General features: G+C 41.3%; 22 protein-coding genes. 3 read left to right on the top strand and 19 right to left on the bottom strand.

Annotation, left to right across the window (positions count from 1 at the left end):
• Positions 1 to 111 precede the first annotated feature (111 nt).
• From rplT to KQP79_RS24260, 17 genes are all read right to left on the bottom strand, one after another.
• The gene (gene rplT / locus KQP79_RS24340) at positions 112 to 462 is read right to left on the bottom strand and encodes a 50S ribosomal protein L20 (protein ID WP_004297540.1); all 351 of its coding nucleotides are present in this window, start codon (positions 460 to 462) and stop codon (positions 112 to 114) included.
• Between the two features lie 98 nt (positions 463 to 560).
• Positions 561 to 758: a 50S ribosomal protein L35 gene (rpmI, locus tag KQP79_RS24335; protein ID WP_004297539.1), complete on the bottom strand. Its 198-nt coding sequence runs from the start codon at positions 756 to 758 to the stop codon at positions 561 to 563.
• 69 nt (positions 759 to 827) lie between these two features.
• Positions 828 to 1439 carry a translation initiation factor IF-3 gene (infC, locus tag KQP79_RS24330; RefSeq protein WP_004307244.1) on the bottom strand — a complete coding sequence of 204 codons (612 nt, stop codon included), beginning with the start codon at positions 1437 to 1439 and terminating at the stop codon, positions 828 to 830.
• Positions 1440 to 1511: 72 nt separating this feature from the next.
• Entirely contained in the window at positions 1512 to 3452 is a 1941-nt protein-coding gene (thrS, locus tag KQP79_RS24325; protein ID WP_004297531.1) for a threonine--tRNA ligase, read from the bottom strand.
• 82 nt (positions 3453 to 3534) lie between these two features.
• The gene (locus tag KQP79_RS24320) at positions 3535 to 5565 is read right to left on the bottom strand and encodes a tetratricopeptide repeat protein (protein ID WP_004319106.1); all 2031 of its coding nucleotides are present in this window, start codon (positions 5563 to 5565) and stop codon (positions 3535 to 3537) included.
• Positions 5566 to 5641: 76 nt separating this feature from the next.
• Entirely contained in the window at positions 5642 to 6196 is a 555-nt protein-coding gene (def, locus tag KQP79_RS24315) for a peptide deformylase (protein WP_004297529.1), read from the bottom strand.
• A gap of 45 nt (positions 6197 to 6241) precedes the next feature.
• Complete coding sequence (ruvX, locus tag KQP79_RS24310; protein ID WP_004307247.1) at positions 6242 to 6658, bottom strand: Holliday junction resolvase RuvX; 417 nt, start codon at positions 6656 to 6658, stop codon at positions 6242 to 6244.
• Positions 6659 to 6732: 74 nt separating this feature from the next.
• Positions 6733 to 7872 (bottom strand): OmpA family protein, encoded by a 1140-nt coding sequence (locus KQP79_RS24305; RefSeq protein WP_008644083.1) that lies wholly within the window; start codon positions 7870 to 7872, stop codon positions 6733 to 6735.
• 318 nt (positions 7873 to 8190) lie between these two features.
• Positions 8191 to 9159, bottom strand: a complete 969-nt coding sequence (locus KQP79_RS24300) for a PCMD domain-containing protein (protein WP_004307249.1) — start codon at positions 9157 to 9159, stop codon at positions 8191 to 8193.
• Between the two features lie 25 nt (positions 9160 to 9184).
• Complete coding sequence (locus KQP79_RS24295) at positions 9185 to 10291, bottom strand: sulfotransferase family protein (protein ID WP_004307250.1); 1107 nt, start codon at positions 10289 to 10291, stop codon at positions 9185 to 9187.
• 82 nt (positions 10292 to 10373) lie between these two features.
• Entirely contained in the window at positions 10374 to 11834 is a 1461-nt protein-coding gene (cysN, locus tag KQP79_RS24290; RefSeq protein ID WP_004307251.1) for a sulfate adenylyltransferase subunit CysN, read from the bottom strand.
• A gap of 12 nt (positions 11835 to 11846) precedes the next feature.
• Entirely contained in the window at positions 11847 to 12755 is a 909-nt protein-coding gene (gene cysD, locus KQP79_RS24285; RefSeq protein ID WP_004297523.1) for a sulfate adenylyltransferase subunit CysD, read from the bottom strand.
• 7 nt (positions 12756 to 12762) lie between these two features.
• Entirely contained in the window at positions 12763 to 13371 is a 609-nt protein-coding gene (gene cysC, locus KQP79_RS24280) for an adenylyl-sulfate kinase (protein WP_004297522.1), read from the bottom strand.
• Between the two features lie 12 nt (positions 13372 to 13383).
• Entirely contained in the window at positions 13384 to 14937 is a 1554-nt protein-coding gene (locus KQP79_RS24275) for an SLC13 family permease (RefSeq protein WP_008644081.1), read from the bottom strand.
• 11 nt (positions 14938 to 14948) lie between these two features.
• Positions 14949 to 15773: a 3'(2'),5'-bisphosphate nucleotidase CysQ gene (gene cysQ / locus KQP79_RS24270; RefSeq protein ID WP_008651639.1), complete on the bottom strand. Its 825-nt coding sequence runs from the start codon at positions 15771 to 15773 to the stop codon at positions 14949 to 14951.
• A 251-nt stretch (positions 15774 to 16024) separates the two neighbouring features.
• Positions 16025 to 16519: an SPOR domain-containing protein gene (locus tag KQP79_RS24265; RefSeq protein WP_004311445.1), complete on the bottom strand. Its 495-nt coding sequence runs from the start codon at positions 16517 to 16519 to the stop codon at positions 16025 to 16027.
• Positions 16520 to 16635: 116 nt separating this feature from the next.
• Complete coding sequence (locus KQP79_RS24260; protein ID WP_004307255.1) at positions 16636 to 17406, bottom strand: SDR family oxidoreductase; 771 nt, start codon at positions 17404 to 17406, stop codon at positions 16636 to 16638.
• A 200-nt stretch (positions 17407 to 17606) separates the two neighbouring features.
• Between KQP79_RS24260 and KQP79_RS24255 the strand changes: the two genes are divergently transcribed.
• The 3 genes from KQP79_RS24255 to KQP79_RS24245 are packed head-to-tail and all read left to right on the top strand — an operon-like array spanning position 17607 to position 18472.
• Positions 17607 to 17816 (top strand): YtxH domain-containing protein, encoded by a 210-nt coding sequence (locus tag KQP79_RS24255; protein ID WP_004297513.1) that lies wholly within the window; start codon positions 17607 to 17609, stop codon positions 17814 to 17816.
• Positions 17817 to 17848: 32 nt separating this feature from the next.
• Positions 17849 to 18211 (top strand): phage holin family protein, encoded by a 363-nt coding sequence (locus tag KQP79_RS24250; protein WP_004297511.1) that lies wholly within the window; start codon positions 17849 to 17851, stop codon positions 18209 to 18211.
• Positions 18212 to 18214: 3 nt separating this feature from the next.
• Positions 18215 to 18472 (top strand): hypothetical protein, encoded by a 258-nt coding sequence (locus tag KQP79_RS24245; RefSeq protein ID WP_061448648.1) that lies wholly within the window; start codon positions 18215 to 18217, stop codon positions 18470 to 18472.
• A gap of 43 nt (positions 18473 to 18515) precedes the next feature.
• Here the strand turns inward: KQP79_RS24245 and KQP79_RS24240 are convergent, their stop codons facing one another.
• Together KQP79_RS24240 and KQP79_RS24235 are read right to left on the bottom strand one after the other, a co-directional pair.
• Positions 18516 to 18878, bottom strand: a complete 363-nt coding sequence (locus KQP79_RS24240) for a DUF86 domain-containing protein (protein ID WP_229136507.1) — start codon at positions 18876 to 18878, stop codon at positions 18516 to 18518.
• The gene (locus KQP79_RS24235) at positions 18871 to 19164 is read right to left on the bottom strand and encodes a nucleotidyltransferase family protein (protein WP_055235438.1); all 294 of its coding nucleotides are present in this window, start codon (positions 19162 to 19164) and stop codon (positions 18871 to 18873) included. The genes KQP79_RS24240 and KQP79_RS24235 overlap by 8 nt, the downstream gene beginning before the upstream one ends.
• Between the last annotated feature and the right edge of the window lie 224 nt (positions 19165 to 19388).

The following is a 19388-nucleotide window of genomic DNA, read 5'->3' as shown; positions in this document are numbered from 1 at the left end:
CAAAAGATCGCAGCTTAAAGAAAGTGAACAGATTTGTATAGTGATGAACAAAAAAAGAGGTGCATCGTGCATTACGACACACCTCCTTTGTAACTCGTAAACTATTGATGCTTAAGCAGCTTTAGCTTTAGCAACTACAGCTTTGAAAGCTTCCGGGTGATTCATAGCTAAATCAGCCAAAACCTTACGGTTTATTTCAATACCGGCTTTGTGCAGACCGCCCATCAATTTAGAATAAGACATTCCTTCAAGACGTGCAGCAGCGTTGATACGTTGTATCCAAAGAGCGCGGAAGTTTCTTTTCTTATTTCTACGGTCACGGAACGCGTAAGTCAAACCCTTTTCCCAAGTGTTTTTAGCTACGGTCCATACATTCTTTCTTGCACCAAAGTAACCTCTGGTCAATTTCAAAATTTTCTTTCTTCTTGCTTTTGAAGCAACATGATTTACTGATCTTGGCATAGTTTTACTTTTTTTGAATGTTAGCGCCGCTACTTCACGCAGCGAACTTCAGGCTAATGCATTCGGTTAATACTTTAATAATACTTTTACGCTTTTGATTACTTCATTGCTAAGAGTTCCTTAACCTGGCTTACATTTGTTGTATCAACAGTTGTAGAGTAGCACAGATTTCTTTTTCTCTTCTTGGATTTCTTAGTCAAAATGTGACTGTGAAAAGCGTGCTTTCTTTTGATTTTACCTGTTCCGGTAAGGGTAAACCTTTTTTTAGAACCGGAGTTAGTCTTCATCTTTGGCATCTTACTTGTTTTTAAATTATTAAATATATAATGGCAACGCACTATACCTGCGCGTTACGCATCCTTTTCTTATTCTTCGCTCGTTTCCGGCTTCTCTGCTTTTTGTGCAGGAGCAGCAGGTTTCGGTGCTCCGGCCGTTGCAGGCTTTTTAGGAGCTTCTTTCTTCTTCGGAGAAAGCTGGATAGTCATACGCTTACCTTCCAATATCGGCATCTGATCCACTTTTGCATAGTCTTCCAAATCATTCGCAAAACGAAGCAACAATACTTCACCTTGTTCCTTAAAAAGGATAGAACGACCTTTAAAGAATACATAAGCCTTCACCTTATCACCGTCTTCCAAGAATCCTTTAGCATGTTTCAACTTAAAGTTGTAATCATGGTCATCTGTCTGGGGACCAAAACGAATCTCCTTCACATTAACCTTCACCTGCTTCGCTTTCTGTTCCTTCTGACGTTTCTTTAATTGATAAAGAAATTTAGAATAATCAATAATACGACAAACAGGGGGTTGAGCATTAGGAGAAATTTCCACTAAATCCAATTCTTTTTCTTCAGCCATTTTCAGAGCCTGAAAGATTGGATATACTTTCGGTTCAATATCATCGCTTACTATGCGAACTTCCTTGGCACGAATCTGTTCATTGATTCTGTATTGCCCTTTTAGAGTGTCATTCTTCATTAAAAACGTTTACTTCCTAGTTTGATCTTTTTATTGTTATACTAAATATTTTATTTTGAAACGGCTGCAAAGTTACCATTTATTTATCATATTCTGAACTTCTTCGTTCAAAATTTTAGCAAATTCTTCAAATTTCATGGTTCCTTTGTCACCTTCGCCTTGTCTACGAACAGAAACTTCACCATTTTCAGCCTCTTTTTCACCGACAATCAGCATATAAGGAATGCGCTTCATTTCATTATCACGAATCTTGCGGCCGATCTTCTCGTTACGATCATCTACAATCGCACGGATTTCGTGTATTTTCAGATACATCTTCACCTGTTCTGCATATTCATTGAACTTCTCACTGATCGGCAGAATAACTACCTGTTCCGGTGTCAGCCACAATGGGAACTTACCGGCAGTGTGCTCAATCAATACAGCAACAAAACGTTCCATTGATCCGAACGGAGCACGGTGAATCATCACCGGACGATGCTTCTGATTATCAGAGCCCATATATTCAAGTTCAAAGCGTTCCGGCAAGTTGTAGTCAACCTGGATAGTACCCAGCTGCCAACGACGACCGATAGCGTCTTTCACCATAAAGTCAAGCTTAGGACCATAAAAAGCAGCTTCTCCATACTCAATCTTAGCAGGCAAGCCCTTCTCCGCACAAGCCTCGATAATAGCCTGTTCCGCTTTTTCCCAGTTATCATCGCTACCAATATACTTTTCACGGTTCACTTTATCACGCAAAGATATCTGTGCTTCAAAATTCTGGAAATCCATAGAACGGAACACAATAGATATAATATCCATCACACGAAGGAACTCATCTTTCACCTGCTCCGGACGACAGAAGATATGCGCATCATCCTGCGTAAAGCTACGAACACGAGTTAAACCATGTAACTCTCCACTTTGTTCATAACGACAAACCGTACCAAATTCAGCTATACGCAACGGAAGGTCTTTATAAGAACGTGGGAAGTTTTTGTAAATCTCACAGTGGTGAGGACAGTTCATTGGTTTCAAGAAATACTCTTCCCCCTCTTCCGGAGTATGGATAGGTTGGAAAGCATCCTTGCCATATTTTGCATAGTGACCCGAAGTCACATACAGCAACTTATTACCGATTGGCGGAGTAATCACCTCCTGATAATCGTAACGTGTCTGGATACGACGTAAGAACTCCTGCAGACGCAGACGCAATGCAGTACCTTTCGGCAACCACATAGGAAGTCCCTTACCTACAGTTTCGGAGAACATAAACAACTGCATCTCCTTACCAATCTTACGATGGTCACGCTTCTTCGCTTCTTCCAATAACACCAGATATTCATCCAGCATTTTCTTCTTCGGGAACGTGATACCATAAATACGAGTCAGCATCTTACGATCTTCATGACCACGCCAATAAGCACCAGCCACTGAAGTCAACTTAATAGCCTTGATCGGAGCAGTCGTCATCAAGTGAGGACCACGACAAAGGTCAGTAAATGCACCCTGGGTATAAGTCGTAATGTGTCCGTCTTCCAGTTCAGAAATCAATTCACATTTATATGTTTCGCCACGATCACCAAACATTTTCAGAGCATCCGTTTTTGCGATGCTTTTTCTGACTACGTCTTCTTTCTTTGCAGCCAGTTCCAACATTTTAGCTTCAATGGCAGGAAGGTCGCTTTCTTTAATTACCGCTTCACCCGGATCCACATCATAGTAGAATCCGTTTTCAATAGCCGGTCCGATACCAAACTGGATACCCGGATAAAGTTCCTGCAAAGCTTCCGCCAACAAGTGTGCACTTGTATGCCAGAATGCATGCTTACCTTCTTCATCATCCCATTTATAAAGAACGAAATTAGCATCTTCATTAATAGGACGTCCTAAATCATAAGTCTCGCCGTTCACGCCACATGCCAGCACTTCCTGTGCCAGACGCGAGCTGATACTTTCAGCAATCTGTAAACCGTTCACTCCTTCGTTATACTCACGAACGGAGCCATCGGGAAATGTTATCTTTATCATAATATGATGATGTTATATTTTCATAATTTGAACGCAAAAGTAACTAAATCTTTTGAGTTTTCTATTTTTTATCAAAAAAATGTTATTCCGATTGATCTGTAAAACGTTTGATAACATTATAAGCAGAAACAATCCCCAACTCACCGGCTTTACTCAAATCTGAAATGCCCAGCTTATTATTTCCTAAGAAAATGTGAGTCAGTCCACGATTGAAATAAGCATCCGCAAAATCAGGATTTAGCTCGATCGCCTTATCGTAGTCAATAATTGCGGCACGGTAATCTTTCAACATGGCAGAAACATTAGCACGATTATAATATGCGTACACAAAGTCCGGAGCCAGATTAATCACCTTATCCAAATCTTTTCTCACCACCTCATAATCTACCGCGGTAATCTCTTTACGCTTATTATCGCCAGGAACAACATCTGTTTCGACAGCTTGTTCAGCCTTCTGATATTCCAACTGTTTACAACGAATCAATGCACGCATAAAATATGCCGGGAAGAAATCACCATCCAGCAAGATCGTCTGGGTCAAATCAGAAACCGCACTCGAGAAGTCCTGCACCAGATAAAAATCAATCGCACGGGCAAAACGTTTCGAAGCATTCTTGTCATCTTCCACAATCGCCGATGTGTGTGTATCAATCAAGGCAAAATGCACCTTCACCTGTTCTTCCGTCAATGGAGCTTCCATATTTGTGATACGAAGACGTTTCGGAAGTATACCCGTACGGTTCAAGTCTTCAATATATTTGTGGAAGTTCACCGAACGTTTCACGTCACTCATCTTCTCATAATAAGTCAAAGCGAACATCGGTTCCAGCGTTATATTTACATTCTTATCCTGCACACGACCACGATAATCACTTGTATAGCGTTGTTCGGCTTCAGAATCATCCGCAATCACTATCTTACGATAGTTATTCATATTCTTATCGGATTTCTTACGGGTCTTCTCTCCGCCTTCCTCATCATTTTCCTTATCCTTGTTCTGTGCTACATCTTTGTTCGTCACACCGTTCTGCTTGTCGATCTGCGCCTTCATGACTTTAAATTCATCCTGCTCCGCACCCTTCTTATCTCCAATCTTTCTGCGAGCTTCCGAACGCTGATAGTATCCGGCCAGGAAGTTCGGATACTGATTGATAACAGTTGTGTAATCTTGTATAGCCCCGCGATAATCACCCGTTTGCGCACGCAGCAAACCACGGTTAAAGACAGCCATCATATTATCCGGCTCCATCTTGATAACAAAGTCGAAGTCTTCGATAGCCCGGTTATCATCTCCTACCTGTGCACGTAACAAACCGCGGTTATAATGACCGATAAAGTTATTCGGATCAATATCCAATGCCAGATCATAATCGCTCATGGCACCTCTTAAATTATTCTGATGAAAACGAGCCAATGCACGGTTTATATAATTTCCAGCATTCTTAGCACTCAACGGAATAGCACGGTTGAAATCCGCTTCCGCTTCCGCATACTTAGCCTGTTGTAATTTAACAATCGCTCTTGCAGCCCAAGCATCCGGATCATATTTATCCAGCTCAAGCGCCTTATTGAAGTCATTCAAGGCAGCAATCGTATCTTTCTGTTGTAAAGACACTTCCCCCCTCATCAAATAAGCACGGGTATAGCGTGGAGACACCTTCAACAAGCTTTCCAAATCCTCTTTCGCAGCATTATAATCCTTCTTCTGGATATGAGATAATGTCAGGTTATGCCATAAAGTAATATTCTCCGGATCATAATGCAATGCTTTCTTATAATCCTCAATCGCTCCATCAAATTTACTCTGACGAATCCTTGCCAAACCACGAATCTGATAAGCACCCACCACAAATGGATTGCGTTGGATAGCTGCATCACAGTCTGCTTCAGCACCCTGAAAATCCTCCAGATTCAGTTTAGCCAATGCCCTGAAGAAATAAGGTTCATACAGATAAGGCTTAGCGTTAATAACCTGGTTAAAATACTGAATAGAAAGTACATAGTCCTCAAAATAAAGAGCGTTTCGGGCAATAGTCATCACCCGATCCGTATTTATTTGAGCACACACCAGCGTTGGGAACAGTAATAAAACTGTTAAGATTCTTTTTACCATTGATATTTTATGCTTGTAAACGAAGCAAAAATAATGCTTTTCGCTTACTTAACAGGGATATAAACGTTTTTTATCTTTATTTCACCTGTTTCATCTTATATGAACTGCGCGCTTTTCCCTTCAACATCGTATTCAGCTTTCCTTTAATCATCTGCTTACGAAGCGGTGAGATATGGTCAATGAACATCTTACCATCCAAATGATCGAACTCATGTTGCATCACCCGAGCCAGATAACCTTCCACCTCTTCTTCATGCTCCACAAAATTCTCGTCCATATATTTCACGCGAATTTTATCACCCCTTTTCACTGTTTCGTGAATACCGGGAAGGCTTAAGCATCCCTCTTCCATACTCACTTCTTCACCCCCTACTTCCAGAATGTGGGGATTGATATACGCCTTATTAAAGTCTTTAAATTCAGGATATTCCTCCGAAAGCGGATCCAATGTAATCGTAACCACGCGAATAGGCAAACCAATCTGTGGAGCAGCCAATCCTACACCGTCCGCATGTACCATTGTTTCGAACATGTTCTCAATCAACTCTTTCAGATTCGGATAATCCGGTGTTATGTCCTCTGCAACCTTTCTCAATACAGGTTGACCATATACATAAATAGGTAAAATCATACTTTTATACTCTACTAAAAAATTAAGTTATTCTTATGTCCTATACTAAAAACGTTTACTCTCCAAATATGTTTGCAAAATAATAGTAGCACTTATTTCGTCCACCAATGCCTTGTTTTGGCGGTCTTTTTTCTTCAAACCTGCCTCCAGCATGGTACGGTGTGCAAGAACAGAAGTGAAACGTTCGTCCACATATTCGACCGGAAGGTCCGGATAACGCTTTTTCAGCGAACGAACAAAAGGCTCTATATTCTTCATATTCTCCGAAACCTCATTATTCATTTGCTTGGGCAATCCAATAATAATCCGCTCCACCGGTTCTTTAGCTATATATTCACCGATAAAGTTCAGAAGTTCATGCGTGGGCACCGTCGTCAATCCGTTTGCGATCAGCTGCATTGTATCGCTCACAGCTATTCCGGTACGCTTTCTTCCATAATCTATTGCTACTATTCTGCTCATGGGGTACAAAAATACAAAAAAGACGCTTCCCGTGAAAGGAAACGTCTCTTTTATTCTATTATTTCAAATGTATATTATTCTTCAACAATAGCTACACGGCTTAACTTAGCATCATCATAGAACATGTTGCCTACACCACCCTTGTAATCAACCTTCAATTGAGAAGCAGGAACACCAAATTCATTAACCATCAGGTCACGAACAGCTTCAGCTCTCTTCTTACTCAACTTCATGTTGTATTCAGCAGAACCAGTACCCTTATCAGCATATCCTGTTATAGTAAACACTTTATCAGTTGCTTTGATACCCTTAGCCATAGCTTCAATATTCATGTATTCTCTCTTGCTGATGTTGCTCTTTCCGATATTGAATACAACAACCAGACGTGGAACGAATCCAGCTTCTTTCTTAACGATCACTTCAGGTTTCTTGTTACGAGCTTCAACCAAGTCACGTTTCAAAGATTCGTTTTCACCCTTCAAAGCGTTCACTCTGTCTCTCATGTCGTTCAACTGGCTTTCCGGAACCATTGGTACAGTAGGAACAGCATCCCAACCACGTTTCTTAAACTTGTAAGTAACACCTATAGTCAGACCAGCCAATCCTTCAGGACCTGAATTGCCGAATGCGCCTTTCATCAAAAGTCCACGCAATTCAACGTTAAGATCCAAAGCAGAAGACAAACGGAAACGGTTGATCAAACCGGCATTGATACCCAGTTCGTCGTAACCTGCACCTTTTCCTGAATGTACAAATCCAGCTCCTGCATAAGGAATGAATGAATACAGACGATCTTCTCTATAACCACAAATCATATTGGAAAGATTCAGCATTACATCTCCATGGAAGTTCATCACATTCCACTTTTCTTTGTAGTAGCCATTAGAATACTGTCCTCCGTCTACAAGCGGACCATTAGCATTAGGAGTAGCACCTTTAGCCTGAAGCCCGTTGTAAGCTACACGTAATCCGATACCCGGAGTAAACCACTTACCTACAGCAATGTCAAGTGCCGGAGCAAGACGTTTTCCGAAGTCAGCTTTACCATCATTGTCGCCAAAATACATTTGTGCGCCAACGCCACCACTAATAAACCAGTTAGCACCAAAGCGATTTGTTTCCACTCTATAACTCTTTGCTGCATTTTCTTTTTCTTGTGCAGGCAGACATACAGAGACTGCTGCCAATAAAATAAACAATAAACCCTTTTTCATCTCAATTTATTTTAGTAAATAATATATTTCAATTGTCTTACAGGCTAGATACACAACCCAAATGTTCCACACCTGACTAAGAGACAATAAACGTCATCCTTTCTTCTAAAATTAGTGCAAATATAGATATTTAATATAACACAAACAAAAAAACACGTAATTTTTCATTCATTCATAGAATTTTATAGAGCGATAAAAGTGTAATATAACTTCAGAAGGCATCTGAAGGGGTTTGTTGTGGAAGAATTAAAACAAAAAAAATAGTCAGTGATGAAATTAGATCACTGACTATTTCTATTCTTTGTCTATATACTTTAGTTAATATACCAGTTTTACATTGTCAATCCACAGTGTATTTCCCGGAGAACCGATATAGGCTCCTCCATGACTGGACGTGAACTGAAGACACATATGAGTCGGAACATCATTTTCATCTCCCCAGGCCACTTCATGAATAGGCACGCTTTCACCCTTACTGTTCACCGTATAACTTTCAGTCGCCTGCAAACGCATCATGTGCGACTTATATTCCGGACGATTCGTGATGTCACCGTACATAATTTCATAAGTCGCATTATTTTTCCAGTCTGTAGAATGATAGTAATAAGTCACCATAGTCCCTATCCGTTTTGCATACACATTTCCATTGGCATCTTCCCAACGTTTTTGCAGAAGCAGGATAGCTGCCGGATAATCTTTTCCGGGAACATCCGTAATCTTGCTGAAACCGGTAGCGCGAATACGGTTCTCCCGGTCGGACATCTTCACTTTATAGTCAAACTGAAGAGCCACCGGCTTTTTGGTAAACGGAATACCGGTCTGCAACATTTTCTGTGGGTTTTTAGTACCCTTAATCGGCTCATGCACCGAACCGGTAAAGACAGAGCCAGCCGCCAACACCGTAATATTAACCAGTCCCAACACTTTCACACTCTCCATGCGCGTATCCAAACGGGCGCAATATCCATCTCCCCGCTTCTCCGGGAATACCGAAGTATTAGTTTTCGTAATACCGGCAACTTTCGCCATCACATTTGAAGTAGCCCAAGGCGATCCGCCCATATTCTTATAAACCTGATCTCCCTTAATTACCGTCGTCGGCCCTATCGCATATACATTCTTTGTATTCCCACCGATAATGCTCGATTCCTTTATCTGACGGTCCACCCATTGATCCATGTCCCCAAAAGGAAGCATTTCAACTTTATGTTGCGCCATCAAAGACAAGGAAGAAATAAATGCAACGAAACCTGTCATCAACAGGCGATGAACGCTTTTCTGAATCATCAATACTTTTCCTTTCTTTTTCTTCTTATAAATTATAATCCCATTGTTTCAAAGCAAAATCCCAATTCTCTTCTACCAAACGAATCGTACGGTCGTCATATTTATATTTATTCTTCTTATATCCCTTCTTTCCGCCCACATATTTTTCTATATCACTACGTGCTTCGGCAAATCCGGGGATAGAAAGAGACTGATAAATATTCTCCGTCATTCCCATCGCATCCGCTTCAAAATCTTCAAACTTCACTTCCATCAAGTTACCTTCCGGAATAAATTTCTTATCCGATTCATACTTATGATAAAGTTTTGCATAGATAGAAAGGATATTTTCCTCTAATTGTTCATTGCTGACATCCTGCAATTTCAGCGGCTGAATCGTATTGGTAAAGAAACTGCGTGTAGATTCGAATACAGTATACGGATTACGCATCAGGTAGATAAACTTAGCATTCGGGAACATTTTCACCAGCTCCTTCACCCTGCCGGTATGCGGAGGATTCTTGCTAAGGAATTGAGTACCACGGGTATTCCACAAAGAGATCTTAATCAACTTCGTGAACACCTCTTCAAACACCTTCAACTCGGCATCCGTTATATCATCAAACAAAAGATACTTATCGGCATACTCCTGCTGATATTTCGGCAGGAACCAGAAATTATAATATGTATAAGGCATCATGTTCGACAAAGCAAACTCCTCTTCCTGGGGAAGATCCACTGCCAATTCCATATTATCCGTCGGACGTTTATCCGGCATCAGCCAACTCATATTCTTTTTGAAGAAAGGCTGTCCCCACATCATCAGATGAGGAAATACAGTCTGATAAGTAGTGTTATACCCAAAATGCTTGTCACAAGAGAACACATTATGTACAAATGTAGTTCCACTCCGCCAGTGTCCCAAAATGAACACCGGATCATGCTCCAATGGCTGATTAGCCAGCAACTTCTCGTAACGCCTGTCTTGTAATGACGCCAGTGGAGAAAGCAATCGGCACACAGCCTTCGTCAATCGGTATTTACCTTTGTAGGCTGCGTCAATTTCACGCCCGGCGGTGATAGCCTTGAATGTCTTCCAGTCGGCACCTACCAATGTATTAATCGGAAGTTTATTAAATTCGAGTAATCCCACTTTATTAATTAGAAATTAAGAATTAAAAATTAAAGACGACAGAATGCTGTCATTTTCAGTTTTCAATTTATTGTTGAACAATCTATTTTATTAGTCGCACTGCAAGGCCCTGACGTTCCAGTTCCTTCACAGCTTTCTCTACCGCTTCATAATGTTCCGGAGCAATTCCCAGTTTTGCCATATCCAATACCGGAATATCCTCCGTGTCACTCATATCTTTCATTTCCACGCGGTCGATAATCATACCTACTGCCGAAGTATTATTAGTGATCGGGTCAATCAGGATAAATGAGCCACAAGATTTATTCTTCTTATAAGGATCAAAGAACAATTCCTTAGCCGTAGTCAGCACCACACGGGCAATCTGATTCAACTGCAAAGGCAACGTCTCTTTAGTCAGCTGACCATTCTCCAGAGACAGATGCTCCATCGTATTCACGTCCACCTTATACTTTATCGTATCAATACGCGTACGACTCAAATTGGTAGTCTGCTTAATAAAGAACGACTTATTTACATCCATCGGTTCTTCATCCATCCAGACCATCATAGCATCAAAGTTACGATCCACCGTTGGCAGATTGTCAGGATGCACCAACATTTCGCCGCGCGACACATCGATCTCATCCTCCAATGTCAAGGTCACAGACTGCGGTGGGAAAGCATAATCCAATTCCCCGTCATAAGTCACGATACTCTTCACCTTAGATGTTTTTCCGGAAGGAAGCGCCATCACCGTATCCCCTTTGCGAACGATACCGGATGCAACTTTACCACAGAATCCTCTGAAATCCAGATTCGGACGAAGCACATACTGAACCGGGAAACGGAAATCCGTAAAATTATGGTCATTATCAATATGAACCGTTTCAAGGAAATCGAGCAAAGAAATCCCCTTGTACCACGGAGTACGTTCAGACTTATCCACCACATTATCCCCATCCAATGCAGAAAGTGGAATACAGTTGACGTCAGGAATACCTAATGGAGCAACAAACTTCTTATAGTCAGCCACAATCTCGTTAAAACGCTCTTCCGAGAAACCCACCAGGTCCATCTTGTTGACAGCCAACACCACATGCTTGATTCCTAGCAAAGACACCAGGAAAGTATGGCGACGAGTCTGGGTAATCACTCCGGTACGAGCATCCACCAAGATAATAGCCAAGTTAGCCGTAGATCCCCCGGTAATCATATTACGGGTATACTGTTCGTGTCCCGGAGTATCCGCGATGATAAACTTACGACCATTCGTTGAGAAATAGCGATAAGCCACGTCAATCGTAATACCCTGTTCACGTTCAGCCTTCAATCCATCGAGCAATAACGCATAGTCAATATGCTCGCCCGCATTCCCCACACGTTTACTATCACGCTCCAGTGCATCCAACTGATCCTCATACAGTTTCTTACTGTCAAACAACAAGCGTCCGATCAACGTTGATTTTCCATCATCTACCGAACCCGCAGTCAACAGTCTCAACAAGTCTTTCTGTTCATCCTTGTCCAGAAAAGCTTTTATATCTAATTTATTATCTGCCATAACTAGTTACAATTAAAAGTATCCCTCACGCTTCTTTTGTTCCATACTACCCTCCTGGTCAAAGTCAATCACACGGGTAGTACGTTCACTCTTCGTTGTAGTCATCATTTCCTCCACAATCTCTTCAATCGTAGCAGCTCCACTTTCCACTGCCCCTGTCAGAGGCCAACAGCCCAACGTACGAAAACGAACCATCTTCATTTCAATCTGGTCACGGTACTTTTCAGGCAAACGGTCATCATCCGCCATAATAATATTGCCATCCAAATTAATTACCGGACGCTCCTTAGCATAATATAACGGAACGATCGGAATATTCTCCAAGCGAATATACTGCCAAATATCCAATTCAGTCCAGTTGCTAATCGGGAATACACGAATACTTTCCCCCTTATGCACGCGGGCATTATAAATATCCCACAATTCAGGACGCTGATTCTTCGGGTCCCATTGGTGAAACTTATCCCGGAAAGAGAAAATACGTTCCTTCGCACGTGACTTCTCCTCGTCACGACGGGCACCACCAAATGCAGCATCAAACTTATACTTATCCAACGCATGAAGCAAAGCCTGCGTCTTCATCAAGTCCGTATGCACCTTGCTTCCATGCGTAAAAGGTCCTACCCCTGCATGAAAAGCCTCCATATTACTTTCAACAATCAGATTCCATCCGTACTTCTTCGCATATTCATCACGAAACTGAATCATCTCCTTGAACTTCCATTTCGAATCGATATGCATCAACGGGAATGGCACTTTACCCGGATAAAACGCTTTTTCAGCCAAGCGTACCATCACCGAGGAATCCTTTCCGATACTGTAAAGCATCACCGGATTCTCAAATTCCGCCGCCACCTCGCGGATGATATGAATAGACTCGGCTTCGAGCTCCTTCAAGTGGCTTAATTTATATTCTTCCATATTTATTTCATTTTATACACTTCACTTTTGGCAAAACAAGCTCCAACAAACGGTTCACCGACTCCTCCAAAGTCAATTTGGAAGTATCCAGTGACAAAGCCGGATGTTCGGGAACCTCGAAAGGTGCGGAAATTCCTGTAAAATTCTGAATTTCCCCTTTCCGTGCCTTCGCATACAATCCTTTCACATCACGTTTCTCACATTCCTCCAGCGGAGTACTAACGAAAACCTCCAGAAAATCATCCTTACCAATAATGTTTGCAGCCATTTCGCGAATATCATTATTAGGGCTGATAAATGCAGCAATCGTAATGATACCACTATCCAGAAACAACTTCGACACTTCCGCTATGCGACGGATATTTTCCACCCGGTCCGTTTCGGAGAATCCCAGGTTATTATTAATTCCACTACGGATATTATCCCCATCCAGGATACGGCAAAGCAATCCACGCTTATGAAGTTCACGTTCCAATGCGATAGCAATCGTGCTCTTTCCGGAACCACTCAATCCGGTAAACCAGATCATCACACTGTGTTGCCCCAAAAGCTCTTCTTTGTCCTGCCGCGTCATCATGCGGTCAAATATCGGATATATATGGTTCTTTTCTTCCATTTACAATTTTATTTAAAAGTTCCAGATCAACGGGATCAGAATAATAGAGATTAAGAAAGTGATAATATTAAGCGGCAACCCGATACGTACAAAATCCGTAAACTTATAGTTACCGATACCTTGCACAATCAAATTTGTCTGATAACCGATCGGTGTCGAGAAGCTGGCAGATGCAGCCATACAGATCACCACAAAGAAAGGCGTAGGGCTCACTCCTAATTGGGCAGAGATTGACAGTGCCAAAGGAAACGCCAAAGCCGCTGCTGCATTATTAGTTATCAATTCCGTAAACAAGTTCGTGATAATAAATACCATTGCAAGCAACACATGCGGGCCGTAATCATCACTCAACCCGATAATAAACTTCGCAACACTATCCGCCACACCAGAGTTCACCATTGCCTTACTGATAGCAAAAGCACAGGCAATAGTAATCAGAATATCCCACGAAATATATTTAGTATATTTACGGGCAGGGAACAGATTCGTCCATGCCATAATAATAGTAGTAATAGACACAAAGAAAAACATATCCAGTTTGATATCCGGAAACATCTCCTTCGTTATCGGAAGCTCACCCACCGTTGCGCCGACAATCATCAGAACCAGCAACAGCAAAGCAAACCAACGCTTCTTCTTCCCGGTAGTATCCGGCTCATTCCCATTCGTCAACAAGACAAACACAGAAGATTCCCCCCATGTCGGAATAAACGTATCATCCGCCATCACCACCAATGTATCCCCTTCGTGAAGTACCACTTCCTCCAGATTCGACACAAAACGTTGTCCGTTACGTGTTTTAATCTCTTTTACCTCCGCACCGTAATGACGCTGGAAATTAAAATCCTTCAGTTTTTTATTGATACCGGGAAAACGGGCACCCAAAACAGCCTCTACCCGATGCAACTTCTCCCCTTCTTCTACTTCTTCATCCGGCACAGCCGTATCCGGACGTGCATCCGGCAAAAGACGTTTAGAGAAAAGAAATATATAAATGATACCGGCAATAGCTATAAAAATACCCACCTTTCCGAGCTCGAACATAGAAAAGCCTTCAAATCCGGCCTCCAATATCATACCGTGCACCACCAGATTGGTAGAAGTACCGATCAAGGTACAGATACCTCCCAAAATAGTCACATAAGAAAGAGGAATCAGAAACTTCGTAGCCGGGAGATTCACCGACTTAGCCCAATGCTTGATAATCGGGGCAAAAATAACCACAACAGGCGTATTATTCAGAAAGGCAGAAATAAATGCCACCGAAGGTAAGATACGCAACTGTGCCTTAAATACTGTCGTCTTTCCTTGCGGAAGCAACTTCTTAATCACTTGTCCCAATGTGCCCGACTGACGAATACCCTCACTCACCAGAAACAGCAGAGCAACGGTAATCATCCCTTTATTACTAAACCCTTCCAGCATCTCCTTAGGAGTCAGAATGCCGGCACACAGAAACAAAACCACTACCGAAAAAAGTATCATGCCCGGACGCATCTTATCTGCTATCAAAGCCGCTACCATTCCTAATAGGGATAATAGTACAAATACAATTTCAAATGTCATATAAACATTATTTAGTGTTCTCTTTTTGGCTCAACGATAAACCACGGATTCAATAAATCCTCCTTATTATATCGTAGAGGTTCTTCCTTTCCAGCCTGATATACTTCCATCCCTGCAGCACGGGCTATCGCATGCCCGGCAGCCGTATCCCACTCCATCGTCGGAGCGAAACGCGGATATACATCAGCCTTACCTTCAGCAACCAGACAGATTTTAATTGAACTTCCGCTCGAAATCAACTCCACACTGCCGTGTTTCTTCTTCAAATCTGCAATATATGATTCCGTTTCAGGCGACAGGTGCGAACGGGAAGCAACCACGATCAGATGATCGTGCACCTCCTTCAAAGGTATCTGTTCCGACTTCCCAATCAGTTGTTCCAATGCCACGCCGTCATCTTCCAAACTGACAATACCGGAACATTTATAAGCCCCTACACCTTCGATCCCGAAATAAAGTTCTTTTTTAACAGGCACATAAATAATACCGAATACAGGTACAGAGTTCTGCACCAAAGCGATATTTACCGTAAATTCTCCATTGCGCTTAATAAACTCCTTCGTTCCATCCAGCGGATCTACAATCCATAAAGTATCCCATCCTCGACGGATCTCATACCCTAAATGCTTCCCTTCTTCACTAAGAACAGGAAAAGGAGTATCGTTCAGAATAGCCACAATCGCTTCATGCGCTTTTCTGTCTGCTATAGTTAGCGGAGAGTTGTCAGCTTTCCTCTCTATTTCAAAGTCCGATGCCGGATCATTATAAATAGAAAGAATCTTTTCACCTGCTTTTAGAGCCGCGTCGATAGCAGCCATTACATATTTTTGTTCCATTCAATCTCTAAATTAATGCCCTATTCACATTCAGGCAAAACATCCTCCAAATTAAGAGTTGACAAAAGTAAAAACTTTCTTTGCTATAAAAGTTTCCCCACTATCATTTATAACTTCTTTTAGTAGAAAGATAAAAATATCTAAACGAAAAAGCCACTCATTTTCAATAAAAAAGCAGTAACTTCCCAGTTACCGCCTTCTTATTCGGAAAAAAACGTTCGTTCTTTCCAATATATATTACCAAAAAGAAATCAATATACACGATACAGCAACCAAGCACCCTGGAAATCCGAACGGTTCGGGTATTTAGCCTTGAATGCATCGCGAGCTTCAGCAGCAGCAGTCTTGTCAGCAAAAGAGTTCACAATCACACGATACATTGCCTTATCAGCATTAAATGCAATCGTAGAGTGATATCCCTGTCCGTCCAACCAATCTTTCAGGCCTTCAGCATTCGCTTTCACACCAAAGCTACCTGCTACAACGCTATAATCTTTCAATCCTTCGTTACCGGAAACCACTGTAACCTTTTCCTGACGAACGCCGGATGTATCTGCCACTTTAGTAGTTGTCACAGGAGCTGCAACCACCGGAGTAACCTCTACCGGAGCTTCCACCTGCGGTTCTGCCAATTCTTGCTGTTTTGCTTTTTCGTAAGCTTTCTTATAGGCACTTTCGCTGGATTTACAAGATGCAAATGCTAGCACCAAGCATACTCCCATTCCTAATACGACTAATTTTTTCATAATCCTATACTCTGTTTTAATTAATAATTCAATATTCTCGTCTATTATATTTAGTTTCGGGCAACAAAATAATAGAAATTTTATCATCCGGCAAAGAAATCCGTCAAAAAAAACGTCTATTCCGGCTTCTTCTTATACGAAATAGTGCCTGTTGCCTGATAAGTAGGCATCAAAAGTACCTCCGCAATCTGAATATGTGCAGGAGCCGACGCGGCAAAATAAACCGTTTCTGCAATGTCATCTCCCGTCAACGGACGAATCCCTTTATAAAAATTATCGGCAGCTTCCTTATCTCCCCGATAACGCACCACTGTAAAGTTTGTCTCCACCATTCCCGGTTTGACATTCGTCACTCTCAATGGAGTATCCACCAGATCAATCCGGAGTCCGTCCGAAAGAGCCTTCACGGCAGCTTTCGTTGCGCAATACACACTTCCGCCCGGATAAGCGGCATCCCCCGCAATAGATCCTATATTAATAATATGTCCGCGTCCGCGTTCCACCATACCGGGCACCACCAAACGCGTCATAGCCAACAGTCCCCTTATATTCGTATCGATCATGATATCCCATTCATCCAGGCTACCCTCGAATTCCTTATCCACACCGATCACCAGTCCGGCGTTGTTCACCAACACATCAATCGCCTTCCATTCTTCGGGTAATGATTCCAAAGAGGCGGCAGCCAATTTCCGGTCGCGCACATCAAAAGGCAATATATAAACCCGGACACCATACGCCCCTTCCAGTTCAGCTTTCAGTTCTTCCAGTTTCGATACGGTACGGGCATTCAGAATCAGATTCCATCCCTCCCTCGCAAATTTACGGGCACACCCCTCACCAATTCCGCTACTGGCGCCAGTTATAAAAACAATCTTAGCTTCCATTATGTTTTGATTTACAATATTCGAAAACAAAAGTACGCCTTAACCTTCAAAGGTTAGCTACGAAAGTCAGTTAAATAAGATTAAACCATAAAAGAAAAAAAGAATTATAAAACGTAGCAAAAAATTTCAGTTTTCACGAACAACCTTTCCATAAAAATGTTATATTTGTTGTATCATAATCATTTTAAACATTATACATTATGAAAGGATTGAATGTTTTAGCAGCTTTTCTGGGTGGTGCAGCCGTAGGTGCAGCCCTTGGTATTTTATTTGCTCCTGAAAAGGGAGAAGATACCCGTCATAAAATCGCAGAGATTCTTCGTAAAAAAGGAATCAAGCTTAATCGCAGTGAAATGGAAACTCTCGTTGACGAGATCGCTGCCGAGATGAAGGGAGAAATAGCAGAATAAGTGAGTAACCAAAGACTAAAAACAGAGCGACCATGTTTGCAGACGATAAAAGTATTGAGAATTTTCAGCAGTTGTTTTTCGAGTTCAAGAAATATCTGGAGCTTCAAAAAGAATATACCAAATTAGAATTGACGGAGAAGTTAACCATACTTTTTTCCACGTTAATTATGATATTAGTACTTATTATCCTTGGCATGGTTGCCCTGTTTTATCTGCTTTTTGCTCTTGCTTATATATTGGAGCCTTTAGTGGGCGGTCTGATGTCGAGTTTCGCCATCATAGCAGGCATCAATGTTGTTCTCATCGCCCTGGTTATTATTTTCCGCAAGCAGCTCATCATTTCTCCGATGGTGAACTTCCTCGCTAATTTATTTTTAACTGATTCAAATAAATAAATTATGAATGCGCAGACCCCGCAGAAATTTACATTAGAAAAGATTGCCGAACGTAAAAAGAAGCTTTTAAATGAGATCCATGCTCAAAAAAAGGTCATGACAGCTACTACACGCGAAATATTCGCCCCGCTTGCTCCGGCAACCAATAAGGCAGATGCAATCATGCGTTCGTTCAATACCGGTATGGCTGTATTTGATGGCGTAGTGATGGGAATCAAGATTATGCGGAAAGTGCGGGCGTATTTTAGGAATTTGAGATAAAAAAACATTTAATCAATCGCTTAATTAGATACTTTCAAATCATCTACGATTTGCTGTAGCACATCTTATCTTTTAACTTCGGCAAATCATGTTTTATCACGTCATAAACAATTTCAGCATCTAAATCAAAATAATGATGTGCGATTATATCCCTCATTCCCATTACTCCTTTCCAATCCATCCCTGGATAGAAAGATAATAACTTTTTATCTGTTAATTTATCAACACCTTTCACTCCTTCACCTATAGCTATTAATAACATACAAGTACTCTCCAATCTTTCCATCCCAGACGGAGTCAATAAATAAAAAGAAGGAGAGGTAATAGTTTCCGAGTTCGCTAATATCCTTTCCACCGTTTGGAGAGTTTTCTTTAGCAATGATTCTATTATCTGACTTTTACACATAAATTCCATCTTTATTGATACATCCTCTCAATAATTCATCCATATTATTCCGCAACCGAACCACATCAACAGGGCATTTCAATAGTTTTTCCAATTCTTCTTTAATATGAACTAAAGTAAAGATAGAAGGTCTTTCAATTTCAACACAAATATCGACATCACTACCCTCACGTTGTTCACCACGAGCAACGGAGCCAAATATCCCCATGCGAGAAATACCATATTTAGCAGAATTCTTTCGCATATACTCACGAAGCAAGGATAAATATTCTACAGTAGTCAACATAATAAATTGCTTTTTATCTATACCACAAAGAAATGCATTTTCTTTCAAAAATACAATAGATAATCAATAAAAAATATCCTAATCCTTTCTATAATACAAAACTAGAAATCTGAATATTATTTTTAATCAACAAGCATAAGTAGATGTTCATAATTGGTTTATATCATAAGGTTTTGATACCTTTGCCTCATAAAATTCAAATATGCACTTATGGGCAAAATCAA

The organism is Bacteroides sp. DH3716P, from assembly GCF_025914115.1.
GTDB classification, from domain to species: domain Bacteria; phylum Bacteroidota; class Bacteroidia; order Bacteroidales; family Bacteroidaceae; genus Bacteroides; species Bacteroides ovatus.
This window is presented reverse-complemented; position numbering and strand designations above follow the sequence as displayed.